This is a genomic window from Vulcanimicrobium alpinum, assembly GCF_027923555.1.
GTDB lineage: Bacteria > Vulcanimicrobiota > Vulcanimicrobiia > Vulcanimicrobiales > Vulcanimicrobiaceae > Vulcanimicrobium > Vulcanimicrobium alpinum.
Window position 1 is genome coordinate 2,618,700 of sequence record NZ_AP025523.1, and the last position, 14,943, is coordinate 2,633,642.

The 14,943-nt window shown below is 69.5% G+C and carries 13 protein-coding genes; 6 read left to right on the forward strand and 7 right to left on the reverse strand.

Annotation, left to right across the window (positions count from 1 at the left end; genetic code table 11):
- Positions 1 to 57: 57 nt before the first annotated feature.
- From WPS_RS13450 to WPS_RS13460, 3 genes are read left to right on the forward strand one after another with little or no spacing between them, the layout of a single operon-like run.
- A complete protein-coding gene (locus tag WPS_RS13450) occupies positions 58 to 1,680 on the forward strand; it encodes an FAD-dependent monooxygenase (protein WP_317994990.1) in 1,623 nt (540 codons plus the stop codon).
- Positions 1,677 to 2,219, forward strand: coding sequence for a cysteine hydrolase family protein (locus WPS_RS13455; protein WP_317994991.1), 543 nt, complete (start codon positions 1,677 to 1,679; stop codon positions 2,217 to 2,219). The genes WPS_RS13450 and WPS_RS13455 overlap by 4 nt, the downstream gene beginning before the upstream one ends.
- 10 nt (positions 2,220 to 2,229) lie before the next feature.
- A complete protein-coding gene (locus tag WPS_RS13460) occupies positions 2,230 to 3,066 on the forward strand; it encodes an AraC family transcriptional regulator (RefSeq protein ID WP_317994992.1) in 837 nt (278 codons plus the stop codon).
- Between the two features lie 191 nt (positions 3,067 to 3,257).
- Here WPS_RS13460 and WPS_RS13465 read toward each other — a convergent pair whose 3' ends face one another.
- From WPS_RS13465 to WPS_RS13485, 5 genes are all read right to left on the reverse strand, one after another.
- The gene (locus WPS_RS13465) at positions 3,258 to 4,340 is read right to left on the reverse strand and encodes an IS5 family transposase (RefSeq protein ID WP_317994189.1); all 1,083 of its coding nucleotides are present in this window, start codon (positions 4,338 to 4,340) and stop codon (positions 3,258 to 3,260) included.
- Positions 4,341 to 4,438: 98 nt separating this feature from the next.
- Positions 4,439 to 5,350: a 4-hydroxy-tetrahydrodipicolinate synthase gene (dapA, locus tag WPS_RS13470; protein WP_317994993.1), complete on the reverse strand. Its 912-nt coding sequence runs from the start codon at positions 5,348 to 5,350 to the stop codon at positions 4,439 to 4,441.
- Positions 5,347 to 6,453 (reverse strand): cupin domain-containing protein, encoded by a 1,107-nt coding sequence (locus WPS_RS13475; RefSeq protein ID WP_317994994.1) that lies wholly within the window; start codon positions 6,451 to 6,453, stop codon positions 5,347 to 5,349. Before WPS_RS13475 ends, dapA begins: the two co-directional genes overlap by 4 nt.
- On the reverse strand, positions 6,450 to 7,457 hold the full coding sequence (locus tag WPS_RS13480; protein ID WP_317994995.1) for an ornithine cyclodeaminase family protein: 1,008 nt from the start codon (positions 7,455 to 7,457) through the stop codon (positions 6,450 to 6,452). The genes WPS_RS13475 and WPS_RS13480 overlap by 4 nt, the downstream gene beginning before the upstream one ends.
- Positions 7,454 to 8,005 (reverse strand): hypothetical protein, encoded by a 552-nt coding sequence (locus tag WPS_RS13485; protein ID WP_317994996.1) that lies wholly within the window; start codon positions 8,003 to 8,005, stop codon positions 7,454 to 7,456. Before WPS_RS13485 ends, WPS_RS13480 begins: the two co-directional genes overlap by 4 nt.
- A 99-nt stretch (positions 8,006 to 8,104) precedes the next feature.
- On the opposite strand from WPS_RS13485, the gene WPS_RS13490 reads away from it, so the two are divergent.
- Positions 8,105 to 8,581 (forward strand): MarR family winged helix-turn-helix transcriptional regulator, encoded by a 477-nt coding sequence (locus WPS_RS13490; protein WP_317994997.1) that lies wholly within the window; start codon positions 8,105 to 8,107, stop codon positions 8,579 to 8,581.
- Between the two features lie 4 nt (positions 8,582 to 8,585).
- Positions 8,586 to 9,137 (forward strand): invasion associated locus B family protein, encoded by a 552-nt coding sequence (locus WPS_RS13495; protein ID WP_317994998.1) that lies wholly within the window; start codon positions 8,586 to 8,588, stop codon positions 9,135 to 9,137.
- On the opposite strand, the gene WPS_RS13500 is transcribed toward WPS_RS13495, so the two are convergent.
- Positions 9,134 to 11,626: an autotransporter family protein gene (locus WPS_RS13500; RefSeq protein WP_317994999.1), complete on the reverse strand. Its 2,493-nt coding sequence runs from the start codon at positions 11,624 to 11,626 to the stop codon at positions 9,134 to 9,136. The genes WPS_RS13495 and WPS_RS13500 overlap by 4 nt on opposite strands.
- Position 11,627: 1 nt before the next feature.
- Between WPS_RS13500 and WPS_RS13505 the strand changes: the two genes are divergently transcribed.
- Positions 11,628 to 11,978, forward strand: a complete 351-nt coding sequence (locus tag WPS_RS13505; protein WP_317995000.1) for a hypothetical protein — start codon at positions 11,628 to 11,630, stop codon at positions 11,976 to 11,978.
- Positions 11,979 to 12,051: 73 nt separating this feature from the next.
- On the opposite strand, the gene WPS_RS13510 is transcribed toward WPS_RS13505, so the two are convergent.
- Positions 12,052 to 14,871: a SpoIIE family protein phosphatase gene (locus tag WPS_RS13510; protein WP_317995001.1), complete on the reverse strand. Its 2,820-nt coding sequence runs from the start codon at positions 14,869 to 14,871 to the stop codon at positions 12,052 to 12,054.
- Positions 14,872 to 14,943 lie beyond the last annotated feature (72 nt).

Below are 14,943 nucleotides of genomic sequence, written 5' to 3' on the forward strand. Positions count from 1 at the left end.
CCCACACGAACAAAAACTGCAAGGCCGTGACCCTTCCGAGCGGATACGATGGGCGCGATGAGCGAGATCGACGTCTTCGTGATCGGCGGCGGCCCGGTCGGGATGGTGCTGAGCGCCGAACTGGCCCGCCACGGTGTCCGGGTGCGGGTCGCCGACCGGCGCGCCGAGCCCGTCCATCACTCGCACGCCAGCATCCTCCACGCGCGCACGCAGGAGGTGTTCGACGCGATGGGGATCGCCGGCCGCTGGTGGCCCTACGCGCACCCGTTCGCGCGCGCGACGATCTACGCGTTCGGAACGGTCGTCGGCGCGCTCGAACTCGCCGGCGCCGACAGCCCCTTCAGCGTCCCGCTCGATGTCGGGCAGAACGTCACCGAAGCGATCCTCGTCAAGCGTCTCAGGGAACTCGGCGTCACCGTCGAGCGGCCGGTGGAGGCGACATCGGTACGCGAAGCCGGCGACGCTGTCGAGATCGACCTGCGGCGCGCCGACGGCGCCATCGAGACGGTGCGCGCCGGCTGGCTCGTCGGCTGCGAGGGCTCGCACAGCATCGTGCGGGAGCACTGCGGGATTCCGTTCGAGGGGAAACGCTACGCCGCACGCGAGTTCGTGCAGACCGACGCGCGCGTACGGTGGTCGTACACCGCGGGCGTCGGTCATCTGTTCATCGAGCGCGATCGCTTTCTCGGCTGTTTTCCGATGGACGGCAGCGGACTCTTCCGCGTGCTCTGCGCGAGGCCGGATCGCAACCCCGACGACCGCAGCGATCCGACGCTGGAGGAGATGCAGGCGATCGTCCGCGAGATCGCCGATCCCGACGCCGTGCTCTCCGAGCCGTTGTGGCTCAACCGCTTCCGCACGCAGGCCCGGCGCGCGCCGACGTACCGCGCGGGCCGGATGTTCCTCGCCGGCGACGCGGGGCACGTGCACGTCCCGGTCGCGGGCCAAGGGATGAACACGGGGATTCAAGACGCGTTCAACTTGGCCTGGAAGCTCGCCGCCGTCGTTCACGGTCGCGCACCCGATGCACTGCTCGACACGTACAGCGCGGAGCGCACGCCCGTCGCGGCGGGACTCCTCCGCGGAACCGACGCGGGCTTCAATACCCTCAGCCGTCCCAACGCCGCGCTGCGCTTCGCGCTCGAGCATCTCGCGCCGCTCGCGCTCGACGCGCGCGCGGTGCAGACGACGCTGCGCAATCTCGTCGAGGAGATCGCGATCGGCTATCGCGCGAGCGCGCTCTCCGAACAGCACGACCGCGGATCGCTGCGTGCGGGCGACCGCGTTCCCGACGCGCTGCTCGTCGACGTCGCCGCAGGCGTCAACTGCACGGCGTTCGACGCGATGCGCGGCGAGGGCTGGACGCTGTTCGCGATCGTCGACGACGATGCGTCGCTCGATGCCGCCTCGATCGCGGCGTTGCAGGAGATCGCCGGCGCATTCACCGATCTCCGCTGCCGTGCCGTTGCGGTCGATCCGCGACGCGTCGCCGCGGGGATCGACGTGCTCGCCGATCGCGACCGCACGCTGCACGATCGCTGGGACGTGCACCGTCCGACCGCGATCCTCGTCCGTCCCGACCGCTATCTCGGATTTCGCGGACCGCTTGACGATCTCGCGGCGCTGCGCGCGTACTTGGCACGCTGGGCGGCGGCACCGGCCGCGACGGCGGCGGCATGAACGCGATTCGCGACCTGCTGCTCGTCGTCGACGCGCAACCGTCGCGCATCGGCGCGACGATGACGCGCTCGGCCGAGCAGTTTGAGGCGGCGATCGGCGCGCTCGTCGAAGCGGCGCGCATGCACGGGATCCCGATCCTCGTCACCGCCGGCGCGCTCGGCGAACGGCGCGCGCCGCTCGCAGCCGCGCTGGCCGGCGAACCGGTCGTGTGGCGTTCGACCGTCGACGCGTTCGCCGCGCCGGAGGTCGCGCTCGCGCTCGAAGGCAGCGGCCGCTGGAACGTCGCGATCGCCGGAGCGGCATCTGACATCGGCGTCGCGATCGCCGCGCGCTCGGCGCGCGCGCGCGGCTTCAACGCGCGCTGGATCCCCGACGCGTGCGCTGCGACCAGCACGCTGGCCGAGATCGCGACCGTCGTCTCGCTCGCCGCCGAGGGCATCCCGGCAGTCCCCCTCGGTGCGACGATCGCCGGCTGGCAAGGCGATTTCGCCGCCGAGCACGGCGCGCGGACCCTGGAACTGCTCGCCGTCCCGCGCTAAACTCGGGACGATGACCGGACCGCGCACGATGATCACGCTGGCACCCGATGTCGACGGTGTCGCGGCGCGCTGCGCCGCCGTCGTCGGGACCGAGCACGAAGCGACCTTCAGCAGCGGGCGAATCAACGCGTTCACGATGCTTGCGATCGTCGACGAGGGTGCGGGTTGGGCCGAGGCCGGAGAACGACGGTTCGCGCTCGCGCCGGGCGATGCGATGCTCGTCCCGCCGGGGCTGATCCGTCACGGCTACGTCGGCGAGCGCCGCGTGCGCATCGTCGCGGTCGCGGCGCCGCTCGCGCTCGCCGGCGACGCGCGCGCCGTGCAGCTGCGCTGGAACGCCGCCGCCGACGCCGCGCTGGGGGCGCTTCATCGCTCCCTGGCGCAGCCTCCGTCGGCGCGGCGGCGCGCCGCGGTGACGGCGGCCTGCGACGCCCTGCGCGCCGTGCTGCGCGACGCCGCGTGCGTAGCGCGCGCCGCGCGTCCGATGCGCGGCGCGGTGCTCGTCGATGCGTACGGCGCGTTCGCAGGCGACATCCCTCCGCCGTCCTGCAGCGAGGTGGCGCGGCGCTGCGGCTATCGCTTGAGCTCGCTCAGCGTGCTGAGCGCGCGCGAAAGCGGCCGCGGTCTGCGCGTCTGGCGCGAAATCGCGCTGATGCAGCAAGCCCGGCACGCGATCGAGAGCGGCGCGCCGGTGCAGACGGTTGCGGCGCGGATGGGCTACGATCCGGCGGCGTTCGCGCGCGCGTTCGGGCGCGTACACGGGACGCCACCGTCGCGCTGGCGGTCCGGCGCGGAGCACGAGACGCCGGTGCTCTCGTTCGACGCGCTGCGCGCCCGGCTCGCTTAGGAACCGCACGAGCGCGCGTCTTAGCGAAGAAGCCGGACGGACCCCGGACGTCTAGCAGCCCCGTGAAAAAATCGGCGCGTGGTTCGCGAACTGCCCGTTCAGCACGGTTTTCGGGAGGTCGGCGGACCTCTCGAAGCCCGTTGCCGAGCGGTTCATCTCGAAAACGCCCCTCGGGTCAGCATCACTTCGCATCATGTCGCGGCCCTCAGATTGCGTATCCTGATCAAGTTGTACGCCGCGGCCGTCCAGCGCACAATGTCGCCGACCAGATCAAGCCCGCGGAAATGCACCTTGCGCAATCGGCCGATCGTCTTGCCCCACCCGAAGCTCTCCTCGATCAACTTGCGCCTGCGTTGACTCACCGTGTAGCCCGGATGGCGGACGGTTCGGCGGTCGATCGCGCTGCGGCGACGGGTCGTATTTTGAGCAACGTGCGGCGTCACGTTGAGCGCTCGCAACGCCTCGACAAAGTCTTTGGTATCGTACGCCTTGTCGGCACCGAGCGTGATTCGGTTGCTTCCGCTGACCCCGCGAATCAATTCCAGCGCTGCTTCGCGTTCGGCGATCCCGGTCGCGCGAGTGGTCTTCACGCCGACGATCAAGCCGTTGCGATTCTCCATCAGAGCATGTCCGAGATAGCCGAGAATCGCCGGCGCGCCGCTGCTCTTGCGGTACAACCGCGCGTCCGGATCGGTACTCGAGACGTGCGTCTCGTTGCTGCGCGGCCGGCCACGAAAGTTCACGCCCTCGTTGCGACCGCCGCTCGAGGTCGGCGGTTCGTCGTCCGACTTGGGCCGAAAGCTCTTGTGGCTGGCCCACGCCTCGATTAGCGTCCCATCGACGGTGAAATGCTCGTTCGAGAGCAGTTCGTCGGCACGCGCCCGCTCGACCACAGCGGCGAAGAACCGCTCGGAGATTTCGCCATTCAAGAACCGATCGCGGTTCTTGCTGAACGTCGAGGGGTCCCAGATCTTGTCGTCCATGCTCAAGCCCACGAACCAACGAAAGAGCAAATTGTAACGCAACTGCTCCAGCAGCATCGGCTCGCTGCGGATCGAGTAGAACATTTGCAACAGCAAGGCTCGCAGCAGCTTCTCCGGCGCGATCGATGGCCGGCCCCGTCGGGAGTAGAGCTTGGAAAACTCCGGCGAGAGTTCGCGCAGAATTTCGTTGACCATCACGCGCATCGGGCGCAACGGATGATCGCCGGGCACGGTGTCTTCCGGCTGCAACGTCGTCCAAACGGATGCACGCTGCTCATCATGAGTCCGCATCGGCCGCAACCTCACCAAGGTATGAGGAGACTTGCTCTTATAATACGCGAAAAACGCCGTCACGCCAACATCAACTCGGCCGATTTTTCATTGGCCTGCTAGACCGGTGCGCCGGCCAGCAATCCGGCGCGCGCGAGCACGCCGTCGAGCCTGTTCTCGAGTTCGGGCGTCGCGGATATCATCGGGAGACGATGCTCGTTGCGCTCGAGCAGACCCAAGCGCCGCATCATGTATTTGATCGGGATGGGGTTGGTGTCGAAGAACACCGCTTCGTTGATCTCGTTCAGCGCCGCGTGTAGCGCGCGCGCCCCCGCGGCGTCGCCGCGCGCTGCCGCGGCGTACAGCTCCGCGATGCGGCGCGGCGCGAGGTTGGCGACCGCGTTCATCAGCCCGCAGCCGCCGACCGCGAGGATCGGATAGCTGAGCTCCTCGAGCCCGGCGAAGATGCGGAAGTCGTCGCCGAGCGCGGCGAGGGCGCGCGTCACGAAGCCGAGATCGTTGACCGCGTGCTTCATTCCCACGAAGTGCGGCGTCGCCTCGGCGATCTCGAGCAGCGTCTCGACGGTCACGGAGACGGCCGTGCGGCCGGGAATGTGATAGACGAGGAACGGGTGGGTTATGCGCTCCGCGACCGCGCGGTAGTACGCGACGAGCCCGCGCTGCGGCGGGCGGGTGTAATACGGCGTCACGATCAGGAGCGCTTCGACCGGGAGCGCGTCGGCGTGCAGCGTGAGTTCGAGCGTTTCTGCGAGGCTCTGCGAGCCGGTCGCGGCGACGACCGGAAGCCGGCCGCTCGCAGCGTCGAGCGCGACTTCGAGCAGACGTTTGCGTTCGGCGACGGTGAGCGTCGCCGGTTCTGCCGTCGTCCCGTTGACGACGATTCCGTGCGAACCATGCGCGATCTGCAGCTCGACGAGACGCGCGAACGCGTCCTCGTCGATCGCGCCGTCGCGCAGCGGCGTGATCAGCGGCGGATACGAACCGCGCAGCGCGTCGCGGGCCAAGATCATCGCGTCGCGCCCACCGTCTCGCGGTTGGTGGCGAACCCGGTCTGCGCGCCCAGTACCGCGAGCGGCTGGGCAAGATTCTCCTGCCACAGCAGCGACTGCATCGCGATGTTGAGCGGGCTGTCCTGGATCGTCAGTTCGTAGACCGGCTCGTCGTTGGAAGCGTGGTTGTGAATCGCCCAGCCCGGCGCGCTCAGCATCAGGTCTCCGGCTTTCCAATCGACCCGCCGGCCTTCCACGGTGCTGTAGCCGCTCCCCGCGAAGTAGTAGTTGATCGCGGCGGCGGTGTGACGATGCGGCCGGTCGACGATCTTCGCCGGCCGAATCGTCATCGTCGCGAAGAAGTTGTTGGTCGTCCCGTTGGTGTGCCCGGTCGAGGGATTGTAGAGCAGGTAGAGACGGCGGCCGCGATAACTTTGGCCGAGGCTCGCGAGCCGGTCGAGATGCTCCTTCACCTTCTCCCATGGCCAGTGCAGGGTCGCCGAGGGAACGACGTCCGGATTGATGAGCTGCTCGTACGGCATCAGATACGCGCCGCCGTCGAGCGCGAACGTCCCGAACGGGTTCGCGTCGTTGGATTCGCGCGGCCGCGATTCGTCGACCGCGCCTTCATCCGCCGCGCTCGCCGGCAGATCGTGCTCGACAACGTGCACGTTCATCCGCTCGAGCAGCGCCGCGTTCGAATACGTCAGCCGCACCTGCACCGCATCCGTGTCGTTCTCGTACACGTACGCCGCCATCGAGGGCGTGTTCCACACATCGTGCGTCGCGAAGTCGATGCGGCGTCCGCCGGTGATGCTCGTCCCGCCGCCGCGGATGCAGAAGTTGACGAGCGTCGAGTTGTGGCGGACGGGCGAGGTGCGCTCGCCCGGGAGCAGCACGTCGAGCGAGACGCGGATCCCCGGCGCGAGCCCGAGTCCGGGATCGGTCGAACGCGGATGGACGATCAGCGAACGGCGGAAGCCGTCGGCGGGCCGCTCGATCGACGCGAGGCGCTCCACCTCGGCGTCGATCGACTCTTTGGGGATCACGATCGACGGCCACAGATCGAGGTCGGGTGCGCGCGCACCCGAACGGTCGACGAAGAACGAAGACGATGCAGTCATGACACCTGTGCAGGGACGGCGAGGTGAGAAAAATCGAGCGCGGCGCGGCGGGGCGCCGGAAGTTCACGGCCCAGGCTGCGCTCGCGCGCGAGATCGAGCAGTGCGATGCCGAGCGCGAGGTCGGAGAGGCCGATCCCCATCGCCTTGAACAGCGTGAGGTCGGCGCCGGCGGGTCGCTCGGCGCCTTCGGCGAGCAGCGACGAGAGCGGCCGGACCGCGGCCCAGCCGCCGGGTTCGTAGAAGTCGCGGAACTCGCGCGAAAGCGCGCGCGTCTGCTCGACGCTGTCGGCGGCGACGACCGCGCATCGCGCCAGCAGCGCCGGCTCGAACTCCGCGCGGCTCGGCACGATCGCCCCGAGCGCGTTGAGGTGCGCGCCGCGCGAGGGCATCGCGGCGTCGATGAACGGCGCCGTCGCGCGCGTCGCGGCGGTGATCACGTGCGCGCCGTCGACGGCGTCACGCACGCTCGCCGCGTCGACGGTCTCGACGCCGAGCGTCTCGCGCACGCGCTGCGCGAACGACGCGCGGTGTTCGGGGTTCGGGCTCCAAACGCGCACGCGCCGCAGCGGCCTCACCGCGGCGACGGCGGCGACCTGCGCGAGCGACTGCTTTCCGGTCCCGAGGATCGCGAGCTCCGAAGCGTCGGGGAGCGCGAGCGCACGCGTCGCCACCGCGGAAATGCCCGCGGTTCGCAGTTGCCCGAGTGCGAACGCTTCGACGATCGCGAGCAGCGCGCCGTCGTGCGCGTCATAGAGGACGAGCAGGGGCGTCGCGCCGCCCTCCGTGTGCGCCCAGGTCTTCGTCCCGACGACGCCGGCGCCGGGGACCGCCGCGCCGAGCGCGTGCAGCGTGTCGCCGCCGCCCCAGCTCGCGACAGTCTTCACCATCGTCGCCGCGGTGCCGTGCGCTTCGAGGACCAGCGTCCGGGCGAGCGCGTCGATCGCCCGCGGCAGGTCGAGCGCGGCGACGACCTCGGCCTCGGTGATCCAGCGCGGCGCGCTCATCGTGCCGCTGCCTCGAAGATCCCGGCGACCGGCGGCGCGAGGTCGAGCGCGTTGACGATCGTTGCGTGCATCGCGTACCGGCCGATCAACATCAGCACGCCGACGGCAACCTGCGGGTCGGTGCGTTCGGCGACGGCGTCGACCAGCGCGAGACAGTCCTTGCCGGCCCGTTCCAGCGCGCCGAGGACCAGCCGCTGGACCGCCTGCTCGTCGGGCGCGAGCACCGCATCGGCGGGATCGAGCCGCTCGACGGCGCGCACCCAATCGGCACCGTAGCCGAGCTTCACGCAGAGCCGCTCGTGCTGGTTGCGCTCGTACGCGTTGTCGAGCTTCGTCGCGACGCTGAGCGCGACGACTTCGGTCAGCCGGTCGGGGACGGTCGCTTTGAGCGCCTCGGTGAGCCGATAGAACGCCTCGAGCGCGTCGGGCTGGTTGGCGGTGCACCGGAAGAATTCACCCAAATAGCCAAGCCGCTCGACGCGCGGCCGCAGCAGCGCGGCGAGTCCGTCGGGGAGTTGTTCCATCGTGAGACGCGGGATCGCGGACATTCCAACACCCTTTGAGTATCGAAGTATTTGGAAATATACACATTTTTCCGAGATGCCGCAAGGCGGTGGCAGGCGCACCCTCGTCGAACCCGCACGGACGTGAAAAAAGCGGTCAGCCTCACGGATGCGGTCGGGTTCCACCTCGACCCGCAACGCAGTTTCGGCTACCTGCTGCGCGAAGCGTCACGGACGATGATGCGCGCGCTCGGGGACCGGATCGAACGGCACGACGTGACGTTGGGCCAGTACTTCATCCTGCGCGAATTGTGGGAAGAGGACGGTCTCACCCAGCGCGAGCTCAGCACTCGGATCGGGATCCTCGAGCCGTCGACGGTCGCGGCGCTCGACGCGATGGAGAAGCGCGGCCTGATCGAACGGCGCCGCAGCGTCGAAGATCGCCGCAAGACGCACATCATGCTCACGCCCAAGAGCAAACGGCTGCGCACGGTTCTGCTCCGCTACGCCGCCGAGGTCAATGCGCTCGCGCTCAAGGGCGTCTCGAGCGCCCAGATCCGTCAGGTCCGCGAGGTCCTGCAACGCGTTCGCGCCAACCTCACCGCACACCCAGAGGAGTGAACGGATGAGACTCGCGACCGGCATGGTGTTGTTCGCGGCGCTCGGTGCTGCCGCGAACGCGCAGACATCGTCGCCCGCTCCCGCGACGCGTGCGTCGGCGGCGCCCGCGATCACGCAGCAAGTCCCGCAAGCGCAGATTTCGATCTCGGGCTGGCGGCTCCAGTGCGACTCGTCGGGCGGGGCGCTGCAGTGCGCCCTGCTCGATCAAGTCACCGCGCGCGGCGGCGGCGCGATCAGCACGATTTCGATCACGCGCCCGGCCGATGCCGCAGCCCCCTCGGCGCTGGTACAGGTTCCGCTGGGGATCGCGCTTTCCGACGGGATTCGCCTGGGGTTCGAGAACGGCGCCGTGCAGACGCTCTCGGTCTTCACCTGCAACCGCAACGGCTGCTTTGCGCGCGCGCCGCTCGGCGAGCCGACGCTCGCGGCGATGCGGGCGGCAAAGCTGCCGCTGCGCATCGCCTACGAATCGCTGGCCGACAACGGTGCGAAGCAGACGGTGACGATCACGCTCGCCCTCGACGGCTTCGCGGCCGCGTACGACAGGCTGCGCTAGATCTTCTTTCCGATCTGCACGTAGCCGGCGAGGTTGTGCGAGGCGCCGGAGAACTGATACGCTCCGCCGACTTTCACGTCGAGCTTGTTCTTCTGTGAGATCGAGAGCGACGGTCCGAGGTTGAAGCGTGTGCGGTCGAGCGTGTTCGTGAGAACGAACGGCGCGACGCCCGTAGGCGCACCGTCCAACGCCGCCGACGTCGCGCTGCGCGCGTTGCCGACGAGTTCCGTCACCGAGAGCTCGAGCGCGGGCCGCAGCGTCGTGCTGCCCGCGTGGCGGACCGTCGCCAGCGAGACGCCGGTCTGCATTGTCGCGAACGTCTCGCTGTGCGCGCCGACGCGCACGTCGAGCGCACCGGCACCGGTCTCGTCGAGCGCGCCTGCGTTCACGCGGGTCGCGCCGACGTCGACGAACGGCGTGAGCGTCGTCGCACCGCGTTCGATCGCGCGCTCCGCCCGCAGGTGCGCGCCGACGTACGAGGTGTGCTGATTCCCGTGCGCCGTCGCGTGCACCCCGCCGACCGGCGGCGTGCGCGTCGAGGCGTAGTTCGCGGAGCCGGCGACGATGCTCGCCGAGACGCTGCCGTCGCGGCCGATGAGCCGCTTTGCGAGCACCCCGACGTTGATGGCATCGCCCTTGAGCTGCTGCCCCGCGATCGCGTCGAGCGCGCCGGTGTCGTAGCGCAGCGCAGCCCCGACGAGCGTGCGGCCGTCGCGGATCGCCCGCTGGAAGCCGCTTGAGACGCCCGACATGCTCTGCGCGTAGCCGACGGAACCGTACGCGCCTTTCTGCTCGGCGTGCTGTGATCCCAGCGCACCCCAGCTGCAGCTCTCGTTCGATGCGAGCCGGTCGCCGTTGCGGCAGCCCAGCATCGCGCCGGAGAAGTCGAGGTTCGTCTGCAGCGCAGCCGGCGAGGCCGCGAGCGTCCCCGAGGGCGTCGCCTGCGCGTAGTACCGCTGCAGAGCCCCGAGGCTCGGCTGCGCGAACGCGCCCGCCGCGAGCGGCTGCAGCGTCGTCGTGCTGCCGGCGTTCTGGATGCGGTTCACGTACTCTCCGAACGCGACGTCATTCGCGCCGAGCGCCCCCTTCGCGCGCGGCGCGAAATCGATCGTGTAGCCAAGCTGTAGATCGTTCGCGTCCGGATACGCAAGGCTGAACGACGCCACCGCCGATTTCGGCAGCGCGAGGGTCAGCCCGCTGTGGTCGGTGATCCCGCCGCCTGCGGTCACGATCGTCTTGGCGTACGTCCCGGGCGCTGCGGCGCCCATGTTGTACAGCTGCAGATCGACCGTCCCGGCGAGCGATGCCGTTCCCGACACCACGAAGCGGTCCACGCGATTGTTCTGCAGATCGAGATCGACCAGATAGTCGGATCCCGCGCTCTGGTAGAGGCTGCCGCTGAGCGTCGTGGTCCCGATGAAGAGCCCGGCGCCCGGCGACATGATTCCGCCGTTGTTCGAGAGCGTGCCGAGGCCGCCGAAGTTCACGTAGGCACCCGGCGCGAACACGCCCTTGTTGTTGAAGATCCCGGTCGCGCCGTTGAGATCGATCGAGCCGTGGATCTTTCCGAAGTTGTTGATCGTCAGCGTTCCTGCGTTCGCCCAGATCGCCAGATCCTGATCGTTCGGATTGCTCTGCGTCGAGACGTATCCGGCCAGGCCGAGCGGATCGACGTTGTGGTTCATCAGGTCGGTGAGCGCGGAGAGCCCGTTGTGCGCCGCGGTCATGCGGGTGCCGCTTGCAGCTGCAGCCGTCGCGGTCGCGCGCACACTGCCGGGAGCGGAAAGCACCGAGCTCGCCGCAAGATTCGTCGGATCGTTCGCAACGTTCGCCCCGTCGCCGTTCACGTTCGTCGAACGCAGTTCCGGCATCAGCGACGGACGCTGTGCCCACGTGCCGAGCACCGCCGGCTCGGCCGACGCCGTCGTCGTCGCAGCGGATGACGCCGCAGTCGAAGGCGCCGTCGTGTCGACCGAACGTGCGACCACGCCGGTCGAACGCGCGGAGGATGTTCCGCTCGACGCCGTTGCGACGGATGCCGGCGTCGCCGCCGCGACGCCCGTCGAACGCCCCGTCACCGTTTCGCTGCGCTGACCGCTCGCCGTCGTCGTCGACGACGTCGACGACTGCGGGTTGCGCGCGACTTCGTTCACGTTGCGGAACGGATACGGGACATCGTGCATCTTCGCGGTCGTGATGAGACCGTAGTTGGTGAGCGTGTTGTTCGCACCGTCGACGATGCGCACGCCCGCGCCGCTCTCGTCGCCGCCCTGCACGACACTTTCGTCGCCGACGTACACCGAGATGTTGCCGTTGCCGGCCGCACCATGGCTCTGCGCGTACACGCCGTCGGCGTTGGAGCCGTTGACGAGCACCAGTCCGTTCACGACGACGTTCACGTTGCCGCCTTTGCCCAGACCCCCTGCGCTCTGCGCGAAGATCCCGTCGGCGCCGTTGCCGAACGTGCCGAGCACGCCGTCGAAGTTCACGTTGACGGCGCCCGCCGAGCCGGCACCGCCGGCGCTCCCCGCGAATCCGAACGCGGTGCCGTTGGTCGAACCGGCAAGACCGCCGCCGCCGCCGACGCTCTGCGCGAAGATCCCGTCGGCGCCCGCGCCGAGCGTGCGGATCCACGTGATCGCATTGACGTTGACGTCGCCGCCGTTGCCGCCGCCGCCGCCTTTGGCGGTCAGCGTCGAGGTCGATCCGAAACTGGTCTTGTTGAGCCCGGCGTCGAGCGTGCCGGCGATGCCGCCGCCGCCGCCGACCGACTGCGCGAGGATGCCGAATGCACCGTTCCCGTGCGTCGAGATCCCCGGCTCGTTTTCGCCTTCGTCGTGATTCGCCTCGGCCTGGCCGAGGCAAGCGGTTCGTCTAGGACTCCTGAGCGACCCAGGCGTCCTCTGTGACTAGGCTAACGGGCCTGAGCGAGGGGCCGTTCGGCAGGGTCGAACCGCGCTCGCGCTCGGGTTCCGCCGTGCGGCGCCGGTCCGATCTCAAAACCGTCCGCGAGGCCGCCGACGAGCGTGAGCCCTCGGCCGTTTTCCGCGAACGGATCGACCACGTTTCCGCGCGCGACGAACCCCGGTCCGCGATCCTCGACGGTGAGCGTGACGACGCCGGCGACGTCGGCCTCGAGCACGACGCGCACCGGGCCGGGCGCGTGGCGCAGCGCGTTGGCGACCAGTTCGCCGAAGGCGAGTTCGGAGGGAAAACGCACGTCGTCGCGGCCGGTCCAGGCTGACGTCAGCACGCCGACATCGCGCCGCACCATCGCGGCCGTGCGCGCGTCGTCGCTGACGAAACGCCATTCGCGTTCCTCGCCGCGGCGTTCGTTCGCAAAGCGGTCGATCGTGACGGTGAGGATCGCGATGTCGTCGGTCGGTTCGTCGTCGCGCAGCACGTCCTTCATGATCGCCGCCGCGAGATGATCGATGTCGTCGCGCGCGAGCGCACGGATCGCGGCTTCGATGCGGCGTTCGCCCTCGTCGAGATCGCGCGCGAACTCCATGAGGCCGTCGGTGAACGTCACCAGCGTGCACGGCGCGTGCAGCGCGATCGCGAAATCGACGCCTTGGTCGTCGCGCAGTCCGATCGGCAGGCCCGCCGTCGGCAAGCGCTGCAGCCAGGTGCCGTCGTCGAGCAGCGGCGCGGGATGGCCGGCGGACGCATATGCGAACCGCCCCGTCACCGGATCGAGCACGCCGAAGATCGCGGTGACGAAGACGCTGCGCCCGCTCGCGACGAGCAGACGGCTCGCGCGATCGAGGATCGCCGAGGGTTCGGCGGATTCGAACGCCGCGGCGCGCAGCGCCTGGCGGATCTCGCCCATGATGACGGCGGCTTCGAGCCCATGGCCGGTGACGTCGCCGATCGTGATCGCAACGCGGCCGTCGGGGAGCGTGAACGCATCGTAGAAGTCGCCGCCGACGCGCTGCGACTCCGACGCCGCGGAGTACGACGCCGAGAAACGCAGATCGGGGAGCAGCGGCAACTGCGCGGGCAGCATCGCGCGCTGCAGCGCGTCGGCGGTCGTCCGTTCGCGCTCGTACAACCGCGCGTGATCGAGCGAGAGCGCGGCGCGCCGCGCGAACTCGCGCAGCATCGCGACCTCGTCGGACTCGTACGCGCGTTCTTCGCGCGACGCGATCAGCGCACCGATCACGCTCTCGCCGCTGATGAGCGGCGCGACGGCGGACCAGCCGGCGCCGAGCCGGCGCCAGCGCGCGTCGGCCGCGCGCTCCGCGGGTCCGGCGACGAAGGGCGCTTCACGCGCGACGACGGCCGCGATCGCGTCCTGCAGCGCGCGGTCAACCGGCTCGCCCGCAACGCGGAAGTGACCGTCGTCGTCGACCAGCGCGACCGAGACGCGTTCGGCGAGCCGCGGCACGAGCAGCGACGCGATCGCGCCGACCGTCGCGTCGACGTCCAGCGACGCGACGAGCCGGTCGCCGGCGTTTGCGATGAACGCTTCGCGTTCTTCCAAGCGCTTTTGCGCGTCGATGTCGGTGAACGTCGCGATCCAAGCCGCGACGGCGGCGTCGGCGCCGCGCACCGGGACGGCGTTGCACAAGAACCAGCGGGAGCGCCCCGTGCGAGCTTCGCGCATCCGCACGTCCTGGGTGATCGGCTGCAGATCCGCGAGCGCGTCGTGCCAGCGCTCGCGCAACGCGGCGTCGTCGGCGGGCTCGATCGGGCGGTGCCATTCGCCGTCGCGCGACGCGTTCAAATCGAGGCCGGTATAGGCGACCCAGCGGTCGTTGACGTACTCCAAGCTCCCGGCCGCATCGGTGGTCACGAGCAGCTGCGGGACGACGTTCGCGAGCGACGCATAGCGCGCTTCGCCGACCGCGAGCGCTTCCGCGGTCGAACGGTTGCGCTGCGCCAGGCGCACCATCAGATCGTTGATCTTCATCAGGAAGACGGCGAGGACGATCACCGCGCTCACGAGTTCCAGGACGCGTCCGACGTACCAGCCGGTGGAGAATCGCGCGTTAGCGATCTCGCCCGCGGAGAGGACCGCGAAGAGCCGCGCCAGCACGACCACCACCAGCCAGACTTGCGTGACGGTCTGCGGATCGAGCGCGACGAGGACCAGCGCGACGATCATCTCGACGATCAGCAGCGGCGCGATGACCTGGGCCAGCAGCGGCGTGTCGACGCCGCCGCGCGTGAGTTCGGGGAGCAGAGCGTGATCGAGCGTGACGAAGAGCGCGTACATCGCGACGGCGCCGAAGACGCTCATCGTGATCAACCGTACGACGTCGCGCGAGATGCGCCAGCGCGCGCGTGCGGCAAGGGCCTGCGCGATGAGCAACGCGCCGAAGCCGAACTGCGATGCGACGTACGCCCAGGCCGCCGTCTGCGTCCCGGAATCGAGTGAGAGTCCGGAAAGCAGCGTCTGCGGGAACGTCTGCGGGAACGTCAGCAGGTAGATCAGCTGCGTCACCGCGGCGTAGCCGTACGCGATCGCGAGCAGCGCGAGGCGCGGGTCGCGCTCGATCCGGTACTGCACGTAGAGCAGGATCGCGGTCAGCGTGAGGACGACGATCCCGGCGCCGACGACGGTCGGCAGAAACGCGACCAGCAGCGGCAGGCGCGCCCCGCCCCAGGGGATCGACGCCAGAAACACCGCGGCGACGAGCGCGCTGCAGACGGCGGCCCAACGGCGATCGTCGGCCGTTGCCGGAGCGCTTGCAATATTCTCGATCGCGCGCGACTCGAGCATTCTCATCGAAGCAGATGATACGACGGCGGCCTGCGCCGAACTGCCGAGCGGCCGCCGAGACGCTCGCGATCGCCCGGC